This window comes from Synechococcus sp. HIMB2401 (assembly GCF_042883245.1).
Classification (GTDB): Bacteria; Cyanobacteriota; Cyanobacteriia; order PCC-6307; family Cyanobiaceae; genus Parasynechococcus.
Genome location: NZ_JBDJKK010000002.1, coordinates 76,968 through 97,410 on the forward strand (window position 1 = coordinate 76,968; position 20,443 = coordinate 97,410).

General features: G+C 63.2%; 21 protein-coding genes. 4 read left to right on the plus strand and 17 right to left on the minus strand.

What is annotated here, in order from left to right:
- Positions 1–37 precede the first annotated feature (37 nt).
- On the plus strand, positions 38–1,114 hold the full coding sequence (murG, locus tag AAXE93_RS05345; RefSeq protein ID WP_390128843.1) for an undecaprenyldiphospho-muramoylpentapeptide beta-N-acetylglucosaminyltransferase: 1,077 nt from the start codon (positions 38–40) through the stop codon (positions 1,112–1,114).
- A gap of 1 nt (position 1,115) precedes the next feature.
- On the opposite strand, the gene AAXE93_RS05350 is transcribed toward murG, so the two are convergent.
- From AAXE93_RS05350 to rnhA, 3 genes are all read right to left on the minus strand, one after another.
- Positions 1,116–2,189, minus strand: coding sequence for a threonine-phosphate decarboxylase (locus AAXE93_RS05350; RefSeq protein ID WP_390128845.1), 1,074 nt, complete (start codon positions 2,187–2,189; stop codon positions 1,116–1,118).
- Positions 2,190–2,411: 222 nt separating this feature from the next.
- On the minus strand, positions 2,412–3,593 hold the full coding sequence (locus tag AAXE93_RS05355) for a quinone-dependent dihydroorotate dehydrogenase (RefSeq protein ID WP_390128847.1): 1,182 nt from the start codon (positions 3,591–3,593) through the stop codon (positions 2,412–2,414).
- Positions 3,594–3,601: 8 nt separating this feature from the next.
- On the minus strand, positions 3,602–4,360 hold the full coding sequence (rnhA, locus tag AAXE93_RS05360; RefSeq protein ID WP_115131291.1) for a ribonuclease HI: 759 nt from the start codon (positions 4,358–4,360) through the stop codon (positions 3,602–3,604).
- A gap of 51 nt (positions 4,361–4,411) precedes the next feature.
- On the opposite strand from rnhA, the gene AAXE93_RS05365 reads away from it, so the two are divergent.
- On the plus strand, positions 4,412–5,155 hold the full coding sequence (locus AAXE93_RS05365; RefSeq protein WP_390128850.1) for a DUF3747 domain-containing protein: 744 nt from the start codon (positions 4,412–4,414) through the stop codon (positions 5,153–5,155).
- Between the two features lie 271 nt (positions 5,156–5,426).
- On the opposite strand, the gene rplL is transcribed toward AAXE93_RS05365, so the two are convergent.
- From rplL to gloA, 8 genes are all read right to left on the minus strand, one after another.
- The gene (rplL, locus tag AAXE93_RS05370; protein WP_114987674.1) at positions 5,427–5,816 is read right to left on the minus strand and encodes a 50S ribosomal protein L7/L12; all 390 of its coding nucleotides are present in this window, start codon (positions 5,814–5,816) and stop codon (positions 5,427–5,429) included.
- Positions 5,817–5,870: 54 nt separating this feature from the next.
- Entirely contained in the window at positions 5,871–6,398 is a 528-nt protein-coding gene (gene rplJ / locus AAXE93_RS05375; RefSeq protein WP_006851480.1) for a 50S ribosomal protein L10, read from the minus strand.
- A gap of 238 nt (positions 6,399–6,636) precedes the next feature.
- A complete protein-coding gene (gene rplA, locus AAXE93_RS05380) occupies positions 6,637–7,344 on the minus strand; it encodes a 50S ribosomal protein L1 (RefSeq protein WP_038552494.1) in 708 nt (235 codons plus the stop codon).
- A 71-nt stretch (positions 7,345–7,415) separates the two neighbouring features.
- Complete coding sequence (gene rplK / locus AAXE93_RS05385; RefSeq protein ID WP_006851160.1) at positions 7,416–7,841, minus strand: 50S ribosomal protein L11; 426 nt, start codon at positions 7,839–7,841, stop codon at positions 7,416–7,418.
- Between the two features lie 109 nt (positions 7,842–7,950).
- Positions 7,951–8,619, minus strand: coding sequence for a transcription termination/antitermination protein NusG (gene nusG, locus AAXE93_RS05390; RefSeq protein ID WP_114987676.1), 669 nt, complete (start codon positions 8,617–8,619; stop codon positions 7,951–7,953).
- A 21-nt stretch (positions 8,620–8,640) separates the two neighbouring features.
- Positions 8,641–8,883, minus strand: a complete 243-nt coding sequence (gene secE, locus AAXE93_RS05395; protein ID WP_006850159.1) for a preprotein translocase subunit SecE — start codon at positions 8,881–8,883, stop codon at positions 8,641–8,643.
- Between the two features lie 70 nt (positions 8,884–8,953).
- Positions 8,954–11,731, minus strand: coding sequence for an AAA family ATPase (locus tag AAXE93_RS05400; RefSeq protein WP_390128856.1), 2,778 nt, complete (start codon positions 11,729–11,731; stop codon positions 8,954–8,956).
- An 8-nt stretch (positions 11,732–11,739) separates the two neighbouring features.
- Positions 11,740–12,138, minus strand: coding sequence for a lactoylglutathione lyase (gloA, locus tag AAXE93_RS05405; RefSeq protein ID WP_115081257.1), 399 nt, complete (start codon positions 12,136–12,138; stop codon positions 11,740–11,742).
- Positions 12,139–12,250: 112 nt separating this feature from the next.
- On the opposite strand from gloA, the gene eno reads away from it, so the two are divergent.
- Complete coding sequence (eno, locus tag AAXE93_RS05410; RefSeq protein WP_115131294.1) at positions 12,251–13,543, plus strand: phosphopyruvate hydratase; 1,293 nt, start codon at positions 12,251–12,253, stop codon at positions 13,541–13,543.
- 21 nt (positions 13,544–13,564) lie between these two features.
- Here the strand turns inward: eno and AAXE93_RS05415 are convergent, their stop codons facing one another.
- The 4 genes from AAXE93_RS05415 to argJ are packed head-to-tail and all read right to left on the minus strand — an operon-like array spanning position 13,565 to position 17,454.
- Positions 13,565–15,217, minus strand: a complete 1,653-nt coding sequence (locus AAXE93_RS05415) for an AarF/ABC1/UbiB kinase family protein (RefSeq protein WP_115131295.1) — start codon at positions 15,215–15,217, stop codon at positions 13,565–13,567.
- Positions 15,217–15,528 carry a hypothetical protein gene (locus AAXE93_RS05420; RefSeq protein WP_114987688.1) on the minus strand — a complete coding sequence of 104 codons (312 nt, stop codon included), beginning with the start codon at positions 15,526–15,528 and terminating at the stop codon, positions 15,217–15,219. Before AAXE93_RS05420 ends, AAXE93_RS05415 begins: the two co-directional genes overlap by 1 nt.
- A gap of 45 nt (positions 15,529–15,573) precedes the next feature.
- Positions 15,574–16,200 carry a hypothetical protein gene (locus tag AAXE93_RS05425; RefSeq protein WP_390128860.1) on the minus strand — a complete coding sequence of 209 codons (627 nt, stop codon included), beginning with the start codon at positions 16,198–16,200 and terminating at the stop codon, positions 15,574–15,576.
- 51 nt (positions 16,201–16,251) lie between these two features.
- Positions 16,252–17,454, minus strand: coding sequence for a bifunctional glutamate N-acetyltransferase/amino-acid acetyltransferase ArgJ (argJ, locus tag AAXE93_RS05430; protein ID WP_390128862.1), 1,203 nt, complete (start codon positions 17,452–17,454; stop codon positions 16,252–16,254).
- Between the two features lie 50 nt (positions 17,455–17,504).
- On the opposite strand from argJ, the gene coaE reads away from it, so the two are divergent.
- Positions 17,505–18,131, plus strand: coding sequence for a dephospho-CoA kinase (gene coaE, locus AAXE93_RS05435; protein ID WP_390128864.1), 627 nt, complete (start codon positions 17,505–17,507; stop codon positions 18,129–18,131).
- Here coaE and AAXE93_RS05440 read toward each other — a convergent pair.
- A complete protein-coding gene (locus tag AAXE93_RS05440) occupies positions 18,128–18,949 on the minus strand; it encodes a 2OG-Fe(II) oxygenase (protein ID WP_115131309.1) in 822 nt (273 codons plus the stop codon). The two genes, coaE and AAXE93_RS05440, sit on opposite strands and share 4 nt — an antisense overlap.
- On the minus strand, positions 18,949–20,430 hold the full coding sequence (gene gatB / locus AAXE93_RS05445) for an Asp-tRNA(Asn)/Glu-tRNA(Gln) amidotransferase subunit GatB (protein WP_390128866.1): 1,482 nt from the start codon (positions 20,428–20,430) through the stop codon (positions 18,949–18,951). The genes AAXE93_RS05440 and gatB overlap by 1 nt, the downstream gene beginning before the upstream one ends.
- Positions 20,431–20,443 lie beyond the last annotated feature (13 nt).

The window sequence follows — 20,443 nt, forward strand, 5'->3', positions numbered from 1 at the left end:
ATTAAATTAGGCCCGGTGTGCGGTGACGGCCGACGCGATGACCCGGCTTCTGATCGCCGCCAGCGGCACCGGCGGCCATCTCTTCCCCGCTCTTGCGGTTGCGGAAGCCGTTGAAAGTCAGTGGCCCGTGCGCTGGCTGGGGGTGCCCGATCGGCTCGAAACGCAGCTGGTGCCGCAGCGTTTTGGTTTGGTGTGCGTGAACGCCGGCGGACTGCAGGGGCGCGGACTCACCAAGCTGCTGCAGTTGCTGCGCCTGTTGCTGGCCAGCGTGAACGTGCGGCGGGTGATCCGCCGAAACGCGATCGATGTGGTGTTCACCACCGGCGGCTACATCGCCGCCCCCGCGATCCTGGCGGCGCGTTGGTGCGGCATTCCCGTGGTGCTGCATGAATCCAATGCCATCCCGGGGCGGGTCACCCGCTTGCTGGGTCGCTTCTGCAGCGCCGTGGCCATTGGCCTCCCCGCGGCCGCCAAGCGCATCCCCGGTAGCCAGCCGGTGCTGACGGGCACACCGGTGCGTTCCAGCTTTCTGACTCCACAACCCCAGCCGGGCTGGATCCCTTCCGGGGAGGGGCCGCTCCTAGTGGTGATGGGCGGCAGTCAAGGCGCCGTCGGCCTCAACCGCATGGTGCGTGCTGCGGTGCCGGCCCTGTTGGAGCGGGGCTGCCGCGTGGTTCACCTCACCGGCGACAACGACCCCGACCTTGGGCAGCTGCAGCACCCACAACTGGTGGAACGCCGCTTCAGCGATGAGATGCCAGGGTTGCTGCAACATGCCGACCTGGCCATCAGCCGCGCGGGGGCTGGCAGCATCAGTGAACTGGCGGTCTGCGGGACCCCGGCCGTACTGGTGCCATTCCCCCAGGCGGCGGACCAACACCAGGAGGCCAATGCATCCTGCGCCGCATCCCTCGGTGCGGCTGTGATCGTGCATCAGCACGAACCGGAGCAACCCGTGTTGCTGACCACCGTGCAAAGACTCCTGGCATCGCGGCTCGGACACGCCAGCACTAAAAACGATCCACTCACCCAGATGCGTGAAGGGATGGCTGCGTTGGCGGAACGGGATGCTGAACGGCAACTGGCCGGCGTGCTTCAAGACCTGGTGGCCTGAGTCAAGCCAGAGGGGTGCGCTTCAACTCCTCACGCATCGCCCACACGATGCGGCGGTTGTTGCGCCGCGATTGCAATCCGATCCGCAGCCAGGTCTCTCCCAAACCCTCAAAGGAACGGCAATCACGCAAAAGAATGCGATGCCGTTGCTCCAATGCCTCCCGCAAAGGCACGAGGGATCGGTTCGCTCGAATCAGCAGATAGTTAACCGCCGACGGCATCGGGGTGATGCCCGGCAACGCAGCCAATTGCCGCTGCATCCACGCCCCCTCCGTTGCCGTCCAACGCTGCACGCGCGCGCACCAAGATTGGTAACGCCGGGGCGATGACAACAACCGTTCGCCAACAGCCAGAGCGATGCCATTCACGGGCCAGGGATCGCGCCACTCGGCCCAACGCTGCAACCGCTGGGGCTGCCCAACGGCATAGCCCAAACGCAAGCCAGCAATGCCATAGAGCTTGGTGAGGCTGCGGATCACCACCAGATTTGAATGCCCAGCCACCAAGGGAATCAACGACTGCTGCTCGCCGTTGGGCACCAGAGGCAAAAACGCTTCATCACAGATCACCAGGGCGTACCGCTCCAGCAATGGCTGCAATGAGGCACGGCTCCAAAGCTGCCCGGTGGGGTTTTGAGGGTTGCAAATCCAGGCCACCGGCGCCTCCAACCGAGGATGCGCCATAGGGCCGGCGTTGTTCCAACTCAAAAGAGAGGGGGTGCCAATCCAGGAGGCACCCCAGCACTGCAAAGCCCGCCGATAGTCGGAAAACCCAGGCGCCAGCAGAGCACTGTCCCCCACCGCCGCAGCATCTCGGGCCGCCCAAGTGAACAACTCGGCTGCCCCGTTCCCGGGCAGGACAGCGTCAGGATCGAGCCCATGCAGGCATGCAATCGCCTGGCACAGGGAGGCCTGAGCCCGATCTGGATAGTCGCGGATGGCGTCCCGGGGGATACGGAGGGAACGCAGGCTCCAGGGGGCTAAAGAGGCACTGGCATCCAGCAGCTGCGACGGCCGACAATTCAATCTTGCAGCGGCAGCTTCGCGATTGCCGCCATGGCGCATGTCGACGCCCATCCCGACTCCCGACAAAACGCATAGACATCACCAGCGTGGCTCACAGCCAAGCTCAAGCCAAGCTGACCGCTATGAGTCGAGGCAGCTCACCAAAAGCGAGCAGTGGCGTGAGGCTTTGTCCACTAAGCCAACGCCGTCGACGATCACCCCTTCAATCACTTCGCAGAAGAGACATTCAAGAGCGAAATATCGAACAGATGAAGTGCCTCTAAAGCAACAATTTCAGTCCTGCCAGGGCAAACCGCTGCCGGATGCTTCCGCGATGTTTCGCAGACCGTGGCGGTCCAACTGCAGCAGAAGACCATCCAGAATCCGCGGCACCAGATCCGGCCCCTGAAAGATCCAGCCGGTGTAGAGCTGCACCAGAGAAGCCCCTGCGGTGATGCGCTCCCAGGCGACTTGCGCCGAGTCAATCCCACCCACACCGATCAACGGCAGCGCCGGGCCAGCACTGGCCCGCAAGCGACGGATCACCTCCTGGGCCCGCTGACGCAGGGGGGCACCGCTGAGACCACCCGCCTCCTCCGCCAAAGTGCGCCCGGTCTGCGGCAACCGCCGTTGCTCCAGGCCCAGCCGATTGAGACTGGTGTTGACCGCGATCACCCCAGCCAGACCCTCCTCAAAGGCCAATCGGGCCACCGCATCAATCGATTCATCGTCCAAATCCGGCGCGATCTTCACCAACAGAGGCGGGCAGGCCGGCAGCCGGCGCAGCCGCTCCACCAACCGCCGCAACTGGGCTGTGTCCTGGAGATCCCGCAATCCGGGGGTGTTGGGGGAGCTGACGTTGATCACCGCATAGTCCGCCAAGGGCGACAACAACTCCAGGGACGCCGCGTAGTCGTCCGGTGCCTGCTCCAAGGCCGTGATCTTGGATTTGCCCACATTGATCCCCAGCACCGCCGGCCGCCGGCCGGGCGGATCCAGACGTTGACGCTCCAGCGTTTTCAACAGCGCCTTGGCGCCATCGTTGTTGAATCCCATCCGGTTCAACGCGGCCTGCTCCTCCGCCAACCGGAACAGGCGTGGTTTGGGGTTGCCCGGCTGGCCATGCCAGGTGACCGTGCCCACTTCGGCGAAGCCAAAGCCAAAGCAATCCCAGATCCCAGCCGCGACTCCGTTCTTGTCAAACCCCGCCGCCAAACCCACCGGGTTGGGGAAGCGACAGCCAAACAGCACTTGTTCCAGGCGCAGATCACGCCGTTGCAGATCCGCCGCAACGCCATCCAGCACCGTGGACACCCCTGGCCAGCGGCGCCGCAGGCTGGCTTGACCAAGAGCCGTGAGGGCAGTGCGCGACAGCTGTTCAGCATCCAGACCGTCGTCCCGCGCCAAGACCGGGCCAAGCCAACGCTGATAAAAGGCACCGCTGCTGAGCGGTCCGGCCGAAGAGGACGGCGACATGCTCTGGCTCAGGACTGTTCTGATCCTGCCTCGCGACGTTGCAGGGTCCAACGCCCTTCCGCCTGGGGCTCGACCATCCAATCCCTCCAGATCCAGCTCTCGGCCTTGGTTTCCAGCTGTTTGAGCGGCTTTTCCACCAGCTGCGCCAGCTCCAGCAACGAGAGGCTGTAGCCACCCTGCGCCAGACGGTCCGCCAGCTCCAACCGGGACAACAGCTGCAGCAGAGGCTTGGGGGCAACCTCAGATGGTGCTTCTGGCGCGGCCTCGGCGGAAGACAGCTCCGATGATCCCTGCTTCAGAGCCAAGTTGGGCTGGGCGTTATGGGAGAACGCCACGGCGATGCGGTCCACCCGTTCGTTGTCTGGATCACCGCTGTGGCCTTTGACGAAGCGCAGGGGCACATCATCCAGACGAGCGGCATCCAAAGCCTTCCAGAGGTCCTGGTTGAGCACGGGCTTGCCCGCAGCCGTTTTCCAGCCTTTGCGCTTCCAGCCTTTGATCCAGGAGCCCAGGCCATCAATCAGATATTTACTGTCGGTGCGCAGGGTGAGATCCGGATGACGGGGCAGATGTTCAAGCCGTTGCAACACCTCCAACGCCGCCTGCAGTTCCATGCGGTTGTTGGTGGTGTCGGGTGCATGGCCACCGAATTCCTCAACGCTGCCGTCTTCAAAACGCAATAAGGCCCCCCAACCTCCCGGACCTGGGTTGCCGCTGCAGGCACCATCCGTCGCTGCAGCCACGACCCGTCCCCGTCCTTCCGCCATTGATCGGTCCCAACGCTGTTCGGTACAACACGGTTTCTGGCGTCACCGTGGATGAGCCGAACCTACCTGCAGGCGGCTGAGCTGACTGCCGTGGGGCTGTTGGCGGCCGGTCTGTCGCAGGAGGGCAGCGCACGGGCCTTGTTTGACAGCGCTGCGGTGCCGCAGGAGCACATCGCTGTGCTGGCACAACCCATTGGCAGAGCCCAGTGGAAACTGCTGGTGCTGGAACAGATCAAGGCCCAACCGCGCTGCTGGAGGGCACGCCAGGACGGACTGGTGGAGCCCAGCCTGAATCGCTTCAACTTCAGCGGCATCTGCAAGCGCTACCTGGACAGCAATGGCTATTCGCTGCGAAGCGGTGGCCAAGACCTTGTAACCCGCTTTCGCTTCCGGCTCAAGCCATCCGGCACCTCGCTGAGGCTCGAGGCCCTCGACCCCCAGCAACGTGCACCACTCCTGGTGGGTCAGGCTCCCTTACCAACTCGCCGCGATCCCAACGGGTTCGTGGCTCTGCAGCTGGAGCCGGGCTGGGCCTTGGAACGCCGGGTTTACCAGGGTCGCCCGTTGAACCACCTGTACTTCGCGCATCACGACCCGGTGAACCGGCTGCTCGCGCTGGCCAGCAGCCGCGGCCAGCGTTCAGGCTTTCAGCGGTTGGGAGCGCCGATGCCGCCGATCGCACCACCGCCGTTGCCCACGGCACGATCAACACGGCGACGCACCACACAACGACGAACCACACGCCTTGCCAGCAATGCCCCGACCCGGCTGCAGGTGATTCCCTATCGCCGCTGAGGACCAACCGTCACAGTGCCAGTTGAGAGGGCGACCAGACAGGGGCTGACAAAGGATTCCCCACCCTTAGTTTGAATTTGTGTGAGGAGTGCTGAGCGCCTCTTCAGGGTCGAAACAAGGACAGACTCCTGAATGTGTTCCTCTCTTAAAAAGCCCCGCCTTTGGCGGGGCTTTTTTATTGGCCAGAGAAAACCACAAAAAAACCGGCCCTCGAAAGGACCGGTGACTGAACGCAAACAGGGGGAGAGGGGCAAGCCCTCTCCCAAGGCGATCACTTGAGGGTGACCTTGCCGCCTGCTTCTTCGATGGCCTTCTTGGCAGCTTCGGCGTCTTCCTTGGAGACACCTTCCTTGACGGCCTTGGGAGCAGCCTCGACCAGAGCCTTGGCGTCGCCCAGACCCAGACCGGTGGCCTCACGGACGGCCTTGAGGACCTTGATCTTGGCGGAGGCGTCGAAGCCTTCCAGGATCACGTCGAATTCGGTCTTCTCTTCAGCGGCATCGCCACCGCCACCAGCAGCGCCAGGGGCAGCCATCACAACACCAGCAGATGCTGCGGCGGACACACCGAAGGCCTCTTCGATCTGCTTGACCAGCTCGGAAGCTTCAAGCAGGGAGAGGGATTTCAGCGATTCGAGAATTTCGTCGGTTTTTGCAGACATGGTTTTGAAAGGGGAAGCAACAGATCAATGAACAGTGGTCTCGGCAGGGCCGAATCAGCCTTCGCCGCCTTCGGCGTGCTGCTTGAGTGCCCTGGCCATACCAGAGGGAACCTCGTTGATGCCCACAGCGACCTTCGTGGCCACGGCGTTGATGGCACCGGCGATCTGAGCCATGAGCTGCTCCTTGGAGGGGAGATCGGCAATGGCTTTGATCTCGTCCTGAGACAGGAGCTTGCCTTCGAAAAGGCCGCCCTTGGTCTCGGACTTCTTGAGTTCCTTCTGGAAGGTCTGAACGGCCTTCACACCGGCACCAACATCGCCCTTCACCAGGACGAAGGCGTTGGTTCCGGTCAGCAGGGAATCGAGGCTGGCCCAGTTGCTGTCACCATCAATGGCACGGCGCATCAAGGTGTTTTTGGTCACCTTGCAAACGCTGTCGCTGGCCCGCAGACGATCCCGCAGGTCAGACATTTCCTTGATGGACAGGCCCTTGAAATCAAGGACAAGTGCCAGTTCGGCGTCGGCGAGGAGCTCTTTGAGCTCTCCGACGATCTGCTGCTTGTTCTCCAGCGTGCGGCCCATAGGGATTGGATCGGATCAAAGGAACAAGCTGGGCACACGGCCGATCGAGTCTTCGAAAGGAAGACGAGGCCGCGTGCCGATCCAATCCCGAATGGGACAAAACCGTGTCGCGTCTGCCTCGGCAGGGATTACATCAACGGGAATGACAGATGTCATGCCCAGGGACATCCTGCTGTCTCTGGCCGGGCGCGTGCCCGATTTGGCTTTCGCCAATCATTAAGTGTAGAGGAGAGCCGGATCAGCTCCCCTGCTCGATGTCCTGCAGTGCAGAGAAATCGACTTCAACGGAAGGACCCATGGTGGAGGTCACATACAGGGACTTCCAGTAACGGCCCTTAGCACCGCTGGGCTTGTTGCGGTCGATGGTTTCCTGCAGGGTCTTGAGGTTCTGCAGCAGCGCATCGGCACTGAAGCTGGCCTTGCCGAAACGGACGTGGACGATGCCGGTGCGGTCGGCACGGAATTCCAGTTTGCCGGCCTTGAATTCTTTGATCGCGGCCTCGAGGTCTGTGGTGACGGTGCCTGCCTTTGGGTTGGGCATCAAGCCACGGGGGCCGAGAACCCGACCCAACTTGGCCACCTTGGGCATCATGTCGGGGGTGGCAATCAAAAGGTCGAAATCCATTTCGCCCTTGCTGATGCTTTCCACCAGGTCTTCTTCGCCGGCGAGTTCGGCACCGGCGGCTTTGGCTTCAGCCACCTTCTCACCGCGGGTCACGACGGCGATGCGCACGGTCTGACCGGTGCCGTTGGGCAGAGCCACGGTGGTGCGCAGCTGCTGGTCGGTGTACTTCGGATCGATGCCGAGGCGCACATGGGCCTCCATCGTCTCGTCGAATTTCGCGTTGGCGTTGTCCTTGACCAGGGCAATCGCCTCGAGGGGTGCGTAGGCACGGTCCTCGATCTTGCCGGCCAGGCTGGCCAGGCGCTTGGAGATTTTGGGCATGTTCAGAGTTGGGGTTCAGACGACATCAGGGATGCCTCCCCCGTATGGGTTGGAGAAGCGATGCAGCGACGTCAGTCGCTGATGGAAACGCCCATGTTGCGGGCGGTGCCTTCGATGATCCGCATGGCGGACTCAACGCTGGTGCAGTTGAGGTCGGGGAGCTTGGTCTTGGCGATCTCCTCGAGCTGAGCTCGACTGATCGATCCAACACTGCCCTTGGCGGACTCACCGGATCCCTTTTGGATCTTTGCGGCCTTGGTGATCAGCACCGACGCCGGGGGCGTCTTGGTGATGAAGGTGAAGCTGCGGTCTTCGAAGACCGAGATCTCCACCGGAATCACATAACCGGCTTTGTCCTGCGTCCGAGCGTTGTACTCCTTGCAGAACATCATGATGTTCACACCGTGCTGACCGAGGGCAGGGCCCACCGGCGGCGCGGGGTTGGCTTTGCCGGCGTCTAGGGCCAGCTTGATCACAGCTACGACTTTCTTGGCCATCGGCTGGGGGGTTTGGACAGCTGCGGATCACCAGACCCTCGGGTCGGGTGCGGCGGAATGGTTGCCCACTCCCAAGGCCGCCCTCCGCAGGGAGACGGCCGCCGCCAGATCAGTTCTGTTTGCTGATCTGAGAGAACTCCAGTTCCACCGGGGTCTCGCGACCAAAGATGGAGAGCAGGGCCTTGAGCTTGTTGCGCTCGCCGGAGACCTCGATCACCTCTCCCTGGAAGTCCTTGAACGGACCAGCAGTCACCAGGATCTGATCGCCTTCGGTGAGATCCACCTTGACGACGGTCTTCTTCTCAGCAGCGCGCTTGAAGATGCGATCCACCTCAGAACGGCTGAGGGGACGAGGCTTGATGTGACCACGGGCCTTACCGGTGGCGCGCCGATCTTCAGCCCCGACGAAATTGATCACGTTCGGGGTGCTCCGCACCGCCATCATGGTGTCCTCATCCAGCACCATCCGCACCAGCACATAACCGGGGAACACCTTCTCCTCGGTGGACTGACGGGTGCCGTCCTTCTTCAGCTTGACGGCAGGGGTCTGGGGAATCTCGATTTCGAGAATTCGGTTGCTCACCCCGAGGGTGACGGCCCGCTGCTCCAGGGTGGCCTTGACCTTCTTCTCGCAGCTGGACGCCACTTGAACGGCGTACCAACGGGCGATGGCCGTGTTGGCGACAGCCGCCGCAGGCAAGGTGCCGTCTTCCCCCTCATTCGGGGCCGGCAGATCAAGCACCTCAGGGGCGTCCGGTGTGGTCAGGTCGTCGGGCACGGCGAGAAAGGTGATATCGAGTCAGCGGAACACCTGGGACGAAGCCCACCCAAAGAAGCGACTGACAGCCGCGATGGTGGCGGCCGAAAGGCTGACCATCAGGATCACAGCGATGGATTCGCTGAACAGTTGCTGGCGGCTGGGCCAGACCACGAGTTTCAGCTCATCAACCGTGTCCGCCAGAAAACCACCGGATTTGGTGGAATCGGCAGCGGCTTTTGAGCCGTCGGAAGTGGTGGTGTCCTCAGAGATGGGGCTGGTCACGGGGATGGGACCGGAAGTTGACAACGGTGCCGGTAGGCACTTCGCCAAACAGACACCTTACCGGATGCCCTCAAACCCCCACCGGATCAAACACCAGGGCATCCGTGCCGGCCTCCCCCAGCCGCACCGTCACGCCACTGGCTCCTGCAAAGCGCTCCTCAAGCAGCAGCGTGGAGAGCGGATTTTCCAATTGGCGCCGCAACACCCGACGCAGCGGCCGCGCCCCGTACTCCGGTTCATGGCCCTGACGGGCCATGGCTTCAGCGACAGCATCGTCCACCTGAAGGGCAAGACCCTGCTCGGCTAACAGAGCAGCGAGGCCTCTCAGCTGCAACTGAACAATCCGCACCAGATCGGAGACTTCCAACGGGCGGAAACGAATCACCTCATCAATGCGGTTGAGGAATTCAGGCCGGAACTGGCTGGAGAGCGCTGCATCCACCTGCTGTTGCAAGGCTGACTCATCCGTGGATCCCGAGCGGGCATGTTCAAGGATCGCCGGGCTGGCCAGATTGCTGGTCATCACGACCACGGTGTGGCGGAAATCAACGGTGCGGCCCTGGGAATCGGTGAGCCGGCCGTCATCCAGCACCTGCAGCAGCAGGTTGAACACATCGGGATGGGCCTTCTCCACTTCATCGAGAAGCAGCACCGCATAGGGCCGGCGACGCACGGCCTCCGTGAGTTGCCCCCCTTCCTCGTAACCGACGTAGCCCGGAGGAGCACCGATCAGCCGGGCAACGGCGTTCCGCTCCATGAACTCGCTCATATCGAGGCGAACCAGCGCCTCCTCTTCATCGAATAATGACCCCGCCAGCGCCTTCGCCAGCTCGGTCTTGCCGACGCCGGTTGGCCCCAGGAACAGGAAGGAACCCACCGGTCGACGGGGATCCTTCATGCCGGCCCTGGCCCGGCGGATGGCAGCAGCAACGGCGGACACTGCCTCGCCCTGACCAATCACCCGTTCAGCGAGATGGGCATCGAGATCCAGGAGTTTGCGCCGCTCGCCCGCCAACAGCCGCTGCACGGGAATCCCCGTCCAACGGGCCACCAGATCAGCGATGTCACCGTCCTCAACCTGCTCGCGCAGCAGAGCCGTTCCAGCGGACTGGGCCTCCGCCTGGGACGCCTCCAATTCATCCCGGCGCTGCTGCACCCGATGCAGCTGGTCGTACTGGAGGCGGGCCGCTTCCTCCAGATCACCATCCCGCTCGGCCTCAGCGATGGCGTGGCGCAGGTCTTCGTCCTGCTGGAGCAGCTGGCCGAGTTCCTCGAGCTGACCGCGCTCCTCCTGCCAGCGCCGCCGCAGATCGTCCAGTCGCGTGGACACTTCGAGCCGGTTGCGCTGGAGCTGAATCCGCTCCGCTTCAGGCGCCTGCTCGGCAGCGAGCAGGGCCAGTTCAACGCGGCGTAGATCCGCTTCGGCCTCCTCCACCACCTGCGGTTTGGAGGTGACCTCCATCTTCAGTTGTGCAGCCGCCTCATCGATTAGATCAATGGCTTTGTCCGGCAGGCAGCGATCGCTGATGTAGCGGTCGGCAAGACGGTTGGCGGTCTGAATGGCCTCATCGGTGATGGTGACGCCGTGGTGAAGCTCGTAGCGCTCCTTCAGGCCGCGCAGAATTTCGAGGCTCAATTCCAGATCCGGCTCGCGGATCACCACCTGCTGGAAGCGGCGGTTGAGGGCCGGATCCTTTTCCACCGTGAGCCGGTAATCCTCCGGCGTGGTGGCACCGATGCAGCGCAGGTCTCCCCGGGCCAGAGCTGGCTTCAACAGGCTGCCGGCATCGGTGCTGCTGCGATCACTGCCAACAACGGTGTGCAGTTCATCGATGAACAACACCACACCGGAATCGGAACCACTCACCTCCTCGAGCACCGAGCGCAGGCGTTCCTCGAACTGACCACGGAACTTGGCACCGGCGATCAAAGCCCCGAGATCCAGCGCCACCAGCCGCAGACCCTGCAGCGACTCCGGCACTTCACCCGCCACGATCCGCTGCGCCAGCAGCTCTGCAATCGCTGTTTTGCCAACACCGGGTTCACCGATGAGCACCGGATTGTTCTTGCTCCGGCGCGACAGCACCTTGATCAGGTTGCGAATTTCAGAATCACGACCGATCACCGGATCCAGGCTGCCTGCTTCCGCCTCTTCGGTGAGATCCCGCCCATAGGACTCCAAGGCCGTGGGGGGCTCCTGCAGAGGGGCCTCAGGGGCGGGCGACTGGGGGGTAACAGGGGCGGCGACAGGCTCCGGCCCGCGCACCGCGCGGGAGGAGGAGGGAACGCGCGCCACCCGTTCACGGCGTGGCGCTTCCTGCTGCACCTCCGGCTGAGCCCGCGGCATCGAGCGCTCCTGGGGGGGAACGGTCATGCCAGGAACCCGGTCTTCCATCCCCCGTTGGATCAGCTGCTCCAGGGCATCGGCCGACAAACCAAAGCCGGCAAACAGATCAGCGCCGATCCGCGGATCGGCACCAATGGCCATCAACACTTCCGGCAGATCGATGACGTCGCCATTCCAGCGCCGACGGATGGCATCAGCCGAATCGAGCAGCTGTTCCAGGTCATCACCGATGAAGAGCTCATCGCTTCGCCCAGAGGGCTGATCAGCCAGCACATCCTCCAAGCGATCCAAGAGCGCATCGATGGGGAGAGGCAAGCGCTCCACCAGGCGGCGGCAGGTGGGATCGGTGAACAGCACCTGAATCAGATGCTCCACATCCAACTGCCCATGGCGCCAGCGACGGGCAACGTCCTGACCACTGAGCAGCAGATCCCAGGCCGCGTCGCTGAAGCGATCCGGCTCATGGGTGAGGCTGCCGTTCAACGCTGGCGATGAAGTCATCCGGTTCTTCAGGCGTGGGCTTTGGAGGACATCTCGATCAATTCCACCTTGTAGCCATCCGGATCCTCAACAAAGGCGATGACGGTGGTGCCGTGCTTCATCGGACCAGGTTCCCGCACCACACGACCACCCTTGTCGGCAATGCCGGCACAGGTGCTGTGGATGTCCTCCACCCCCAGCGCGATGTGGCCGTAGGCATCACCCAGGGTGTAGCTGTCGGTGTCCCAGTTGTGGGTGAGTTCCAGGACCGTGTGGTCGCTCTCCGACCCATAGCCAACAAACGCCAAGGTGAAGCGGCCGCTGGGGTAATCCTTTCGACGCAGAAGCTGCATGCCCAGGACCTCGGTGTAGAAGCCCAGAGACCGCTCAAGATCAGCGACCCGGAGCATGGTGTGAAGCATCCGCATGGGTGAGCGTCGTGCAGCGTGAACCTGCCGTCATTCTGGCCAGGTATGACCCGTCACAACACGAGAGAGAGGGGCGACCCATAAGATCCCCGGGTTAAGCGTCCGTCCCAACGTGATCGATTCCCTCGACCTCGTCATCGACACCATCGTGGCCCGAGAGGTGCTCGATTCCCGCGGCAACCCCACGGTTGAAGCCGAGGTTCTGCTCGAAGGAGGTGCCATGGGACGGGCCATCGTTCCCAGTGGTGCCAGCACCGGTGCCCACGAAGCCCACGAACTGCGTGACGGCGGCGACCGCTACATGGGCAAGGGTGTGGGCCAGGCCGTCAACCACATCGAAGAGCGGATCGCACCGGCCCTCTGCGGCCTTTCCGCCTTGGATCAGGCGGCTGTGGATGCCGCGATGCTGGAGCTGGACGGAAGCGACAACAAATCCAACCTGGGAGCCAACGCAATCCTGGCGGTGAGCATGGCCACCGCCCGCGCTGCTGCCAATGGGCTGGGGATTCCCCTTTACCGCTACCTCGGCGGCCCGATGGCCAACCTGCTGCCGGTGCCGTTGATGAACGTGATCAACGGTGGCGCCCATGCCGCCAACAGCCTGGACTTCCAGGAATTCATGCTGGTGCCCCACGGCGCTCCGAGCTTCCGCGAAGCCCTGCGGATGGGCACCGAGGTGTTCCACACGCTCAAGAAACTGCTCAGCGACAAGGGCATGAGCACCGCCGTGGGCGACGAAGGCGGCTTCGCACCGGATCTGGGTAATGTGGAAGCCGGCGAAATCCTGGTGGAAGCGATCAGCAAGGCCGGCTACAAGCCCGGCGAACAGATCTCCCTTGCCCTAGACGTGGCCAGCACCGAATTCTTCGAGAACGGCCGTTATGCCTTCGATGGCGGTAGCTACACCAGCGCCGAGATGGTGGGCCAACTCGAGCAACTGGTGGAGAAATTCCCGATCGTTTCGATCGAAGACGGCCTGGCCGAAGACGACTGGGATGGCTGGAAGCTGCTGACCGAGCGCCTCGGCGGCAAGGTGCAGCTGGTGGGTGACGACTTGTTCGTGACCAACACCAAGCGGCTTCAACAGGGCATCGACAGCACCACGGCCAACTCAATCCTGATCAAGGTGAACCAGATCGGTTCGCTCACCGAAACCCTCCAGGCCATCGACCTGGCAGGCCGCTCCGGTTACACCAGCGTGATCAGCCACCGCAGTGGCGAAACCGAAGACACCACCATCGCAGACCTCTCCGTCGCCACCCGCGCCGGACAGATCAAGACCGGCTCCCTCAGCCGCAGCGAGCGGGTCGCCAAGTACAACCAGCTGCTTCGCATCGAAGACGAGCTGGGCAGCCAGGCCGTCTACGCCGGTGCTGTTGGCCAGGGCCCCCGCGGCAAGGCCTGATCCCAGGCCCCCGACGAACGTTCAACGGTTGGAACCGGGCAACTGTTCCAACCTTTGATCACGACGAATCTTGACCTGCATTCGGAACCAGCCCAAGCCCACAGGCAAAGCAGCAGCAGCCGGAAGAAGCGACCAGAGCGGGCGGGCACTGGCACCCACAATCGCGGTGGCCAAAGCCAGGCATCCAAGCAACACCGATTGGCCGATCGATTGCTGGGCCAGGGCCATCCGACGGAACTGACGATCCGATTCGCCCAGCCGCACCTGGAGCTGAAGATCCCCCTGCTCCAAGCGTTCCAGGCTTTCATCCAAGCGCCGCGGGAAGGCCGCAGCGCGGCTGCTGAGGGCCCCGACCTGACGGCCGAGTTCGTTGAACAGATCGTTGCTGCCGGAGCCGCTGGAGGTCATGAGTGGAAGTAGATAAGGCTTGGCGATCGCCACCAAGCTAAAAGCGGGATCAAGGCTGCGGCCAACACCCTCGAAGGTGGACAACGCCCGCATCACAAAGATCAGCTCAACCGGCAGACGAAAGGGCTGGCCATAGACCAGGTCGTAGAGATCGCCGGAGAGTTTGTCGATCACGTTGGCCGTGAAGGGTGGGGTGAGAGCCTCCTGCAGCATCAGCCGCACGAGACGGCGCACCGGTCCAACATCAATGCCACCGGAGATCACACCAGCCGCCTGCATCTCCTCCACCAAGGCCGCTGAATCCCTCGCAGCAGCAGCCCGGACCATGGCTCCGAGACGTCGACGCAAGCCGTCTGACAACAGCCCCATCATCCCGAAGTCGTAGTAGATGAGCGCTCCATCACTCGCCACGGCGAGGTTGCCGGGATGGGGGTCGGCATGGAAGAAACCAAACCTCACCAACTGCTTGAGATAACTGGCTGCACCCACCTCAGCCACCGCGGCCGGATCAACGCCGGCTTCGAGCAACGCCTCACGGTCGTTGACCTTGATACCGGGCAGGTAGTCGAGGCACAGCACACGGCGCGTGCTCAACTCCCAGACCACACCGGGGATCCTGATGCGTTCGTCATCCAGAAATTGCTGACGAAAACGAGCGGCGTACTGCGCCTCAACGCGGAAATCGAGCTCACGCAGCAGCACACGTCGACATTCCCGTGCCATCGCCGGCCAATCCCGACCACGCCCCCAACTGGGATTGCGTTGCAGCACAGCTGCCACCTGCTGCATCACCTCCAGATCAAGGCGAAACAGGCGATCGAGCCCAGGGCGCTGCACCTTGAGCACCACCTGCCGGCCACTGCGCAGGCTGGCGCGATGCACCTGGGCCAGCGAGGCTGCACCCAGGGGTTCGGGATCCAGATCGATCACCTCGGCACAGCGCGGCCCCAGCTCTCGCTCGAGCACGATCTGCACCTGATCAAAACTGAAGGCCGGAACGCTGTCTTGCAGCGCTGCCAGCTCGGCCACCCAGCCCGCGGGGAGGATGTCTGGGCGGGCGGAGAGCAGTTGCCCCAGCTTGATGAAGGCGGAGCCCAGAGACAGCAACTCAGACGTCAACCAACGGGCTCGCTGTTGCTGACGGCGGGCACGACGCTCGACGGTGACACCGCCGCGGTAGGTCCAGGACTGGCCATCCCACCAAAGCAGCAGCAGCAGCGTCAGGACAGCGCGCCAGATGCGGAGCGCTCGCAGCAGGCCGAGCATCAGGGGCGTGCCTCGATCGCTTGGCTCAGATCAGCCACCGTGGCCCGAAGACGATCGATCACCGCCTGTGGGTTGTCCGACGGTTCCGAGGCCGACGCCCCATCTGTGCTCACCGTGACGTGATCACCCCGTTCAATCCGTTCCGCTTCGGCACGGACCTCGTCTTGAAACAGATCCCATTCCTGGCGCAGCCGTTGCGGGGCGTCTTGCGCCAGCACCGCCAACTCCGCTGCAGCGTCTGCAAAGCCGTGACCAAGGCGCGCACTGATGCGGTTCACCGTGGCGCGAATCAAGGCCTCCGACGAGCCCATGGACCGATTGCAGACAACTTCAACTGTGGCAGATCCAACCGGAGATCAGGGCTGAGGCGGAGTCACGGGCTCAATGACTTCGAAAAAGGCTTCCGCGCCAGGAGGCAGCACAACAGGTTCCGGCTCAGCCACCAGCACCGGTGAATCACCGCCTGGAACAACCACAGCAGGCATCACCTCGATGGACTCCCCAGGAAGCGCCAGGGAATCGGCATTGCTGTCATCGAGCTCGAGCTCAGGCTCCTGGGCTGATGAGGAGGCGGGTCTGTCGTCTTCCTCAACCTCCGGGGAAATGGTTTGGGGGTCCGACCAGGCGGGGGCCGTCCAGACAGGGGGTTCGGGCGTCTGAAGGGCCACAGGGGGTTTGGGCGTCTCCTTGACCGCTGGCTTGGCCGGTCGGCTTGCAGCCTCGGCAGCTTCTAGGGCTGTGACATCCACTTGCAGGGATGAATCGTCGTCACTGAACCGAGCCCGAATCTCCTGCAGGGAATCCCCTGGAAACGCGAGCGGTGTGAAAGCCTCAGGAACAGGGTCCTCAGCATTGGTCTGCCGCGTCAGCACCCGCTCGGTGATGCCGTAACCAAGGGCGAAACAACAACCAGCCACCAGGGGCCCCACCCAGAAACGTGCCTTGGCCTCAACGTGAGCGTCAGGGGAACTGGGATGGTCCACGGATGGGTCTGACGGAGACTCGGATTGTGACAGGGATTCAGAACAGAAGCTTTAGGTGGTGTAGTCGGCGTTGATGCGCACGTACTGATCCGACAGGTCACATCCCCAGGCCTGACCAGAGCCGGAACCATGCCCCAGGCCGAGGCGAATCGGAACATGCTCCTGCCGCAGAACGTTGCTGGCTGCAGCGCGATCAAAGGCCACGGGTTGACCGGCCGCCATCAATTGATGGGGACCAATCCAAAGAGCAACCGCATCCGGATCGAAGGACACACCAGAGCGACCCGCGGCCGCCACGATCCGCCCCCAGTTCGGATCCCGGCCATGGACTGCGGTCTTCACCAGAGACGAACCACAGACCGTGCGCGCCACCTGCAACGCCGCGGCCTCGTCAACCGCACCCTCCACCTGCACTTCGATCAGACAGGTCGCCCCTTCGCCATCCCGGGCAATGGCCTGAGCCAGCTGTTGCATGGCCTGGGTGAGGCCCTGTTCCAGAACGGCATGGTGCTGTTGGGCCAGCGGTGGGCCTGCCGCGAAGGCCAGCACGGTGTCGTTGGTGCTGGTGTCTCCATCCACGGTGATGGCGTTGAAGGAACGCTGCACCGCACGTCGCACCATCTCCTGCCAAACGCCTGCATCGACGCCGGCATCACAACTGAAGAAGCCGAGCATCGTGGCCATGTCGGGATGAATCATTCCCGAGCCTTTGGCCATCCCTCCGATGCGCACCCGGCGCCCCTCCAGTTCCAGTTCAAGCGCCACCTGCTTGTCCACCAGATCGGTGGTGAGAATGGCGTTGGCCGCAGCATCACCCCCCGCGTCATCCAAGGCCTCCACCAAAGGAGCCAACCCGGCCAGAAGGGTGGGCATCGGAATCGGCACACCAATCACGCCGGTGGAGCAGATCAACACCGACTCCGCATCGACGCCAAGCTGATCGGCCAGCACCTGGGTGGCGCGCTGACTGTCGACCAGACCGCGATCGCCGGTGCAGGCATTGGCCTGACCGGAGTTGATCAACACGGCACGGGCCTGGCCGGCAGTACTGACGAGGCGATCACGGCAGAGGTCAACACAGGCCGCCCGCACCACGGAGGTGGTGAAGGTGCCCGCACAAACGGCCGTCTCCGGTGCCAACACCAGCGCCAGATCAGGCTTACCCGAGGGCTTGAGACCGGCAACGATGCCAGCGGCCTGGAACCCATTCGGTGCCGTCACACCACCCTGGATCGGTTGCCAAGAAGAAGCCATCGCCACCGCTGATCCGCCGCGAGACACTGGGTGCATCCTGCTCCGACACCATGGCGCCTGGCGAGCCGTTCTCGCAACGACGCATCGGACTCACGGGCGGGATTGCAAGCGGCAAGAGCAGCGTGGGCCATTGGTTGGCGCAGCAAGGTCTGCCGGTGTTGGATGCGGATCAATTCTCCCGAGAGGCCCTCGCACCCGGTCGCCCGGCCACGACCAGCGTGATCCAGCGGTACGGCACTGGCGTCCAGGCTGAAGGGGGCGCAGCCGTCGACCGCGCTGCCTTGGGTCGGATCGTGTTCCATGACCCCGCGGAACGGCGGTGGCTCGAGCAACTGGTTCACCCGATCGTGCGGGAGCGCTTCGACCAAGCACTCAGCCTCCATGCCAAGGCACCAGCCGTTGTGCTGATGATTCCGCTGTTGTTCGAAGCGGGGCTGGAGTCGATCTGCAGCGAAATCTGGCTGGTCGACTGCGATGCATCCCAGCAACTCGAACGCTTGATCGCGCGGGACGGGCTGAGCCCTGACGCTGCTCAAGCCCGCATTGCCGCCCAATGGCCCCTGAGCCGGAAACGTGGCTTGGCAGATCACGTTCTTGCCAATCGAGGCCAACCCGGCGCATGGCAGGCCCAAGCCTTGGGTCTACTCAACACAACGCTGCCAGCAGATCCCTGTTAACCATTCCTCCCGAAGTCGGCACGGAACCATTTGGTGATCACCCATTTGTGGCCCGCCTGCACCGGTAAGGCCTCATGCAGCGTGAAGGGGTTGGGAGTGCCATCGGCCTGGAGGTTGTTCCAGGCCAACGCCATTCCAGGCACGGGCGTGAACGAGCGCCCCAAGCGGCGGAACAACGTCTCTCCACCCCGCTTCACAGGGTTGAGATAAACCATCACCGTCCACGTGCGTTGCCCGCCACTGTCGGTGTGGGTGGCGTATTCCTCCGTCCCCGGCGTAAACCAATCCGTGTGCTCCTTGAAGTATTCGCCGGGGTCGTAGCGCTGCCCCTGAATCGGTTCCGAGAGCCGCGGATCCACGCCGAACAAGGCCGCAAAGCGCTGATCAAGGCTCGCCGCAAGCTGGGGATGGTTTTGGCGCAAATGACAGGTGCGACTGGTGCGGTAATCGCTGCTGCCGCGGGTCACCGTTGACGGCTGTAGTGACGCGTTGATGGCGTCGATCACCTGCTCACATTCCTCGTAGCTGAGCAACCCTGGCAGCTCATAGACCTGGGCCAGCGACGTATCCAACCGCCAGGCGCGAGGCCGGTGCTCTGGCCGGGTGAGGGGGGACTCGAACCAGGCGAGCCAATCGGGCGATGGTGGGTTCGTGGTTGTAAGCCCAAGGGACGACGAATCGAGAACTGCCGCAATCGCCTCTTGCGCAAACCCCTGGTCGAGAGCCCGCTGCATCAAGCCTTCAGGATCACAGCCGCGATCCAGGTTCTGCAGCAGCCACTCCTTCCAGGCGTCGGGAATGGCTGCCGCTCCGCTCATCAACCCTTGAGCTTCTTGCTCAGAATCTGGTTGGCGAGCTTGGGATCCGCCTTGCCACCGGTCTTCTTCATCAACTGTCCGACGAAGAAGCCCTGCAGCTTGGTCTTGCCGCCACGGAAGGCCTCCACCTCATCGGGGTGGGCCCCCAACAGCTCATCAACGATGGCTTCGATCGCCGCCGGATCGCTAATCATGCCTAGGCCGCGCTCGTCGACGATCGCCTTGGGTGAGCCGCCTTTCTCAAGCAGCTCCGGAAGGATCTCCTTGGCGATCTTGCCGCTGATCTTGCCGCCATCGATCAGTTGGACCATCTCGGCCAACTGCTCAGGCCGGAAGGTCAGTTCGGCATAGCTGAGCCGATTGCTGTTCACATGGGCGGCGATGTCGCCGGTGATCCAGTTCGCCGCAAGCTTGGCGTCAGCGCCGGCACCCACCACGGCCTCGAAATAGTCGGCCATCGGCCGCTCATCGGTGAGCACCCGCGCGTCGTACTGGGAGAGACCCAGATCATCGGCATAGCGATGCCGCTTGGCAGCCGGAAGCTCAGGCAATTCAGCGCGCCAGGACTCCCGCTGATCCGCGCTCACCTCAATCGGGCCGAGGTCGGGATCCGGGAAGTAGCGGTAATCGCTGGCGCCTTCCTTGCTGCGCATGCTCTTGGTGAGCTGCTTGCCCTCATCCCAGAGGCGGGTCTCCTGAACAATCGGCTCACCGGTTTCGTAGGCCTTGATCTGACGCTTGATCTCGTACTCGCAGGCCTTTTGGATGGCCGAGAACGAGTTCATGTTCTTGATCTCCACCTTCGTGCCGAAGGGCGCATCCGGCCCCCGTCGCACGGAGATGTTGACGTCGCAACGCAGGGATCCCTCCTGCATGTTGCCGTCACTCACCCCCAGATACCGCATGATCCGGCGGATCTCCGAGGCGTACTCCGCCGCTTCACGGCCGGTGCGCAGGTCCGGCTTACTGACGATTTCCGCCAAGGCCACACCGGCCCGGTTGTAGTCCACGAGCGAATGGGTGGAACCCGCCAGGCGGTCACTGCCGGCATGCACCAACTTGCCGGCGTCCTCCTCCATGTGCAGTCGTTCGATGCCGATTTTCTTGAGATAGGTGTCCTTTCCCTTCTCCGCCACTTCCACCTCGATCCAGCCCTCCTCGGCGATCGGCTGGTCGTACTGGGAGATCTGGTAGTTCTTCGGCAGATCTGGATAGAAGTACTGCTTGCGGTCGAACTTGCTGTGTTCGGCGATGTTGAGGTTCAGCGCCATCGCTGCCTTCACGGCGTACTCGAGCACCTTCTGGTTCAGCACCGGCAATGTGCCGGGCAGACCGCACACCACAGGGTCGATGTGGGTGTTGGGGTCATCACCAAAGGTGGTGGACGCTGCCGTGAAAATTTTGCTGTCCGTTCCCAGCTGCACGTGGGTCTCGAGACCGATCACGGCCTCCCAGGCCGGTTGGGTTGCTGCGTCGGCCATGCGCCCGTGATGT

What these genes read in the sequence shown, in the direction of transcription:
- rplJ (WP_006851480.1), bottom strand. Translation starts at nt 6,398, where the DNA reads ATGGGCCGCACGCTGGAGAACAAGCAGCAGATCGTCGGAGAGCTCAAA.
- rnhA (WP_115131291.1), bottom strand. Translation starts at nt 4,360, where the DNA reads ATGGCGGAAGGACGGGGACGGGTCGTGGCTGCAGCGACGGATGGTGCC.
- murG (WP_390128843.1), top strand. Translation starts at nt 38, where the DNA reads ATGACCCGGCTTCTGATCGCCGCCAGCGGCACCGGCGGCCATCTCTTC.
- AAXE93_RS05440 (WP_115131309.1), bottom strand. Translation starts at nt 18,949, where the DNA reads ATGAGCGGAGCGGCAGCCATTCCCGACGCCTGGAAGGAGTGGCTGCTG.
- AAXE93_RS05400 (WP_390128856.1), bottom strand. Translation starts at nt 11,731, where the DNA reads ATGACTTCATCGCCAGCGTTGAACGGCAGCCTCACCCATGAGCCGGAT.
- rplK (WP_006851160.1), bottom strand. Translation starts at nt 7,841, where the DNA reads ATGGCCAAGAAAGTCGTAGCTGTGATCAAGCTGGCCCTAGACGCCGGC.
- AAXE93_RS05415 (WP_115131295.1), bottom strand. Translation starts at nt 15,217, where the DNA reads ATGCTCGGCCTGCTGCGAGCGCTCCGCATCTGGCGCGCTGTCCTGACG.
- AAXE93_RS05355 (WP_390128847.1), bottom strand. Translation starts at nt 3,593, where the DNA reads ATGTCGCCGTCCTCTTCGGCCGGACCGCTCAGCAGCGGTGCCTTTTAT.
- argJ (WP_390128862.1), bottom strand. Translation starts at nt 17,454, where the DNA reads ATGGCTTCTTCTTGGCAACCGATCCAGGGTGGTGTGACGGCACCGAAT.
- gatB (WP_390128866.1), bottom strand. Translation starts at nt 20,430, where the DNA reads ATGGCCGACGCAGCAACCCAACCGGCCTGGGAGGCCGTGATCGGTCTC.
- AAXE93_RS05350 (WP_390128845.1), bottom strand. Translation starts at nt 2,189, where the DNA reads ATGGGCGTCGACATGCGCCATGGCGGCAATCGCGAAGCTGCCGCTGCA.
- AAXE93_RS05365 (WP_390128850.1), top strand. Translation starts at nt 4,412, where the DNA reads ATGAGCCGAACCTACCTGCAGGCGGCTGAGCTGACTGCCGTGGGGCTG.
- coaE (WP_390128864.1), top strand. Translation starts at nt 17,505, where the DNA reads ATGGCGCCTGGCGAGCCGTTCTCGCAACGACGCATCGGACTCACGGGC.
- rplA (WP_038552494.1), bottom strand. Translation starts at nt 7,344, where the DNA reads ATGCCCAAAATCTCCAAGCGCCTGGCCAGCCTGGCCGGCAAGATCGAG.
- gloA (WP_115081257.1), bottom strand. Translation starts at nt 12,138, where the DNA reads ATGCGGATGCTTCACACCATGCTCCGGGTCGCTGATCTTGAGCGGTCT.
- AAXE93_RS05420 (WP_114987688.1), bottom strand. Translation starts at nt 15,528, where the DNA reads ATGGGCTCGTCGGAGGCCTTGATTCGCGCCACGGTGAACCGCATCAGT.
- rplL (WP_114987674.1), bottom strand. Translation starts at nt 5,816, where the DNA reads ATGTCTGCAAAAACCGACGAAATTCTCGAATCGCTGAAATCCCTCTCC.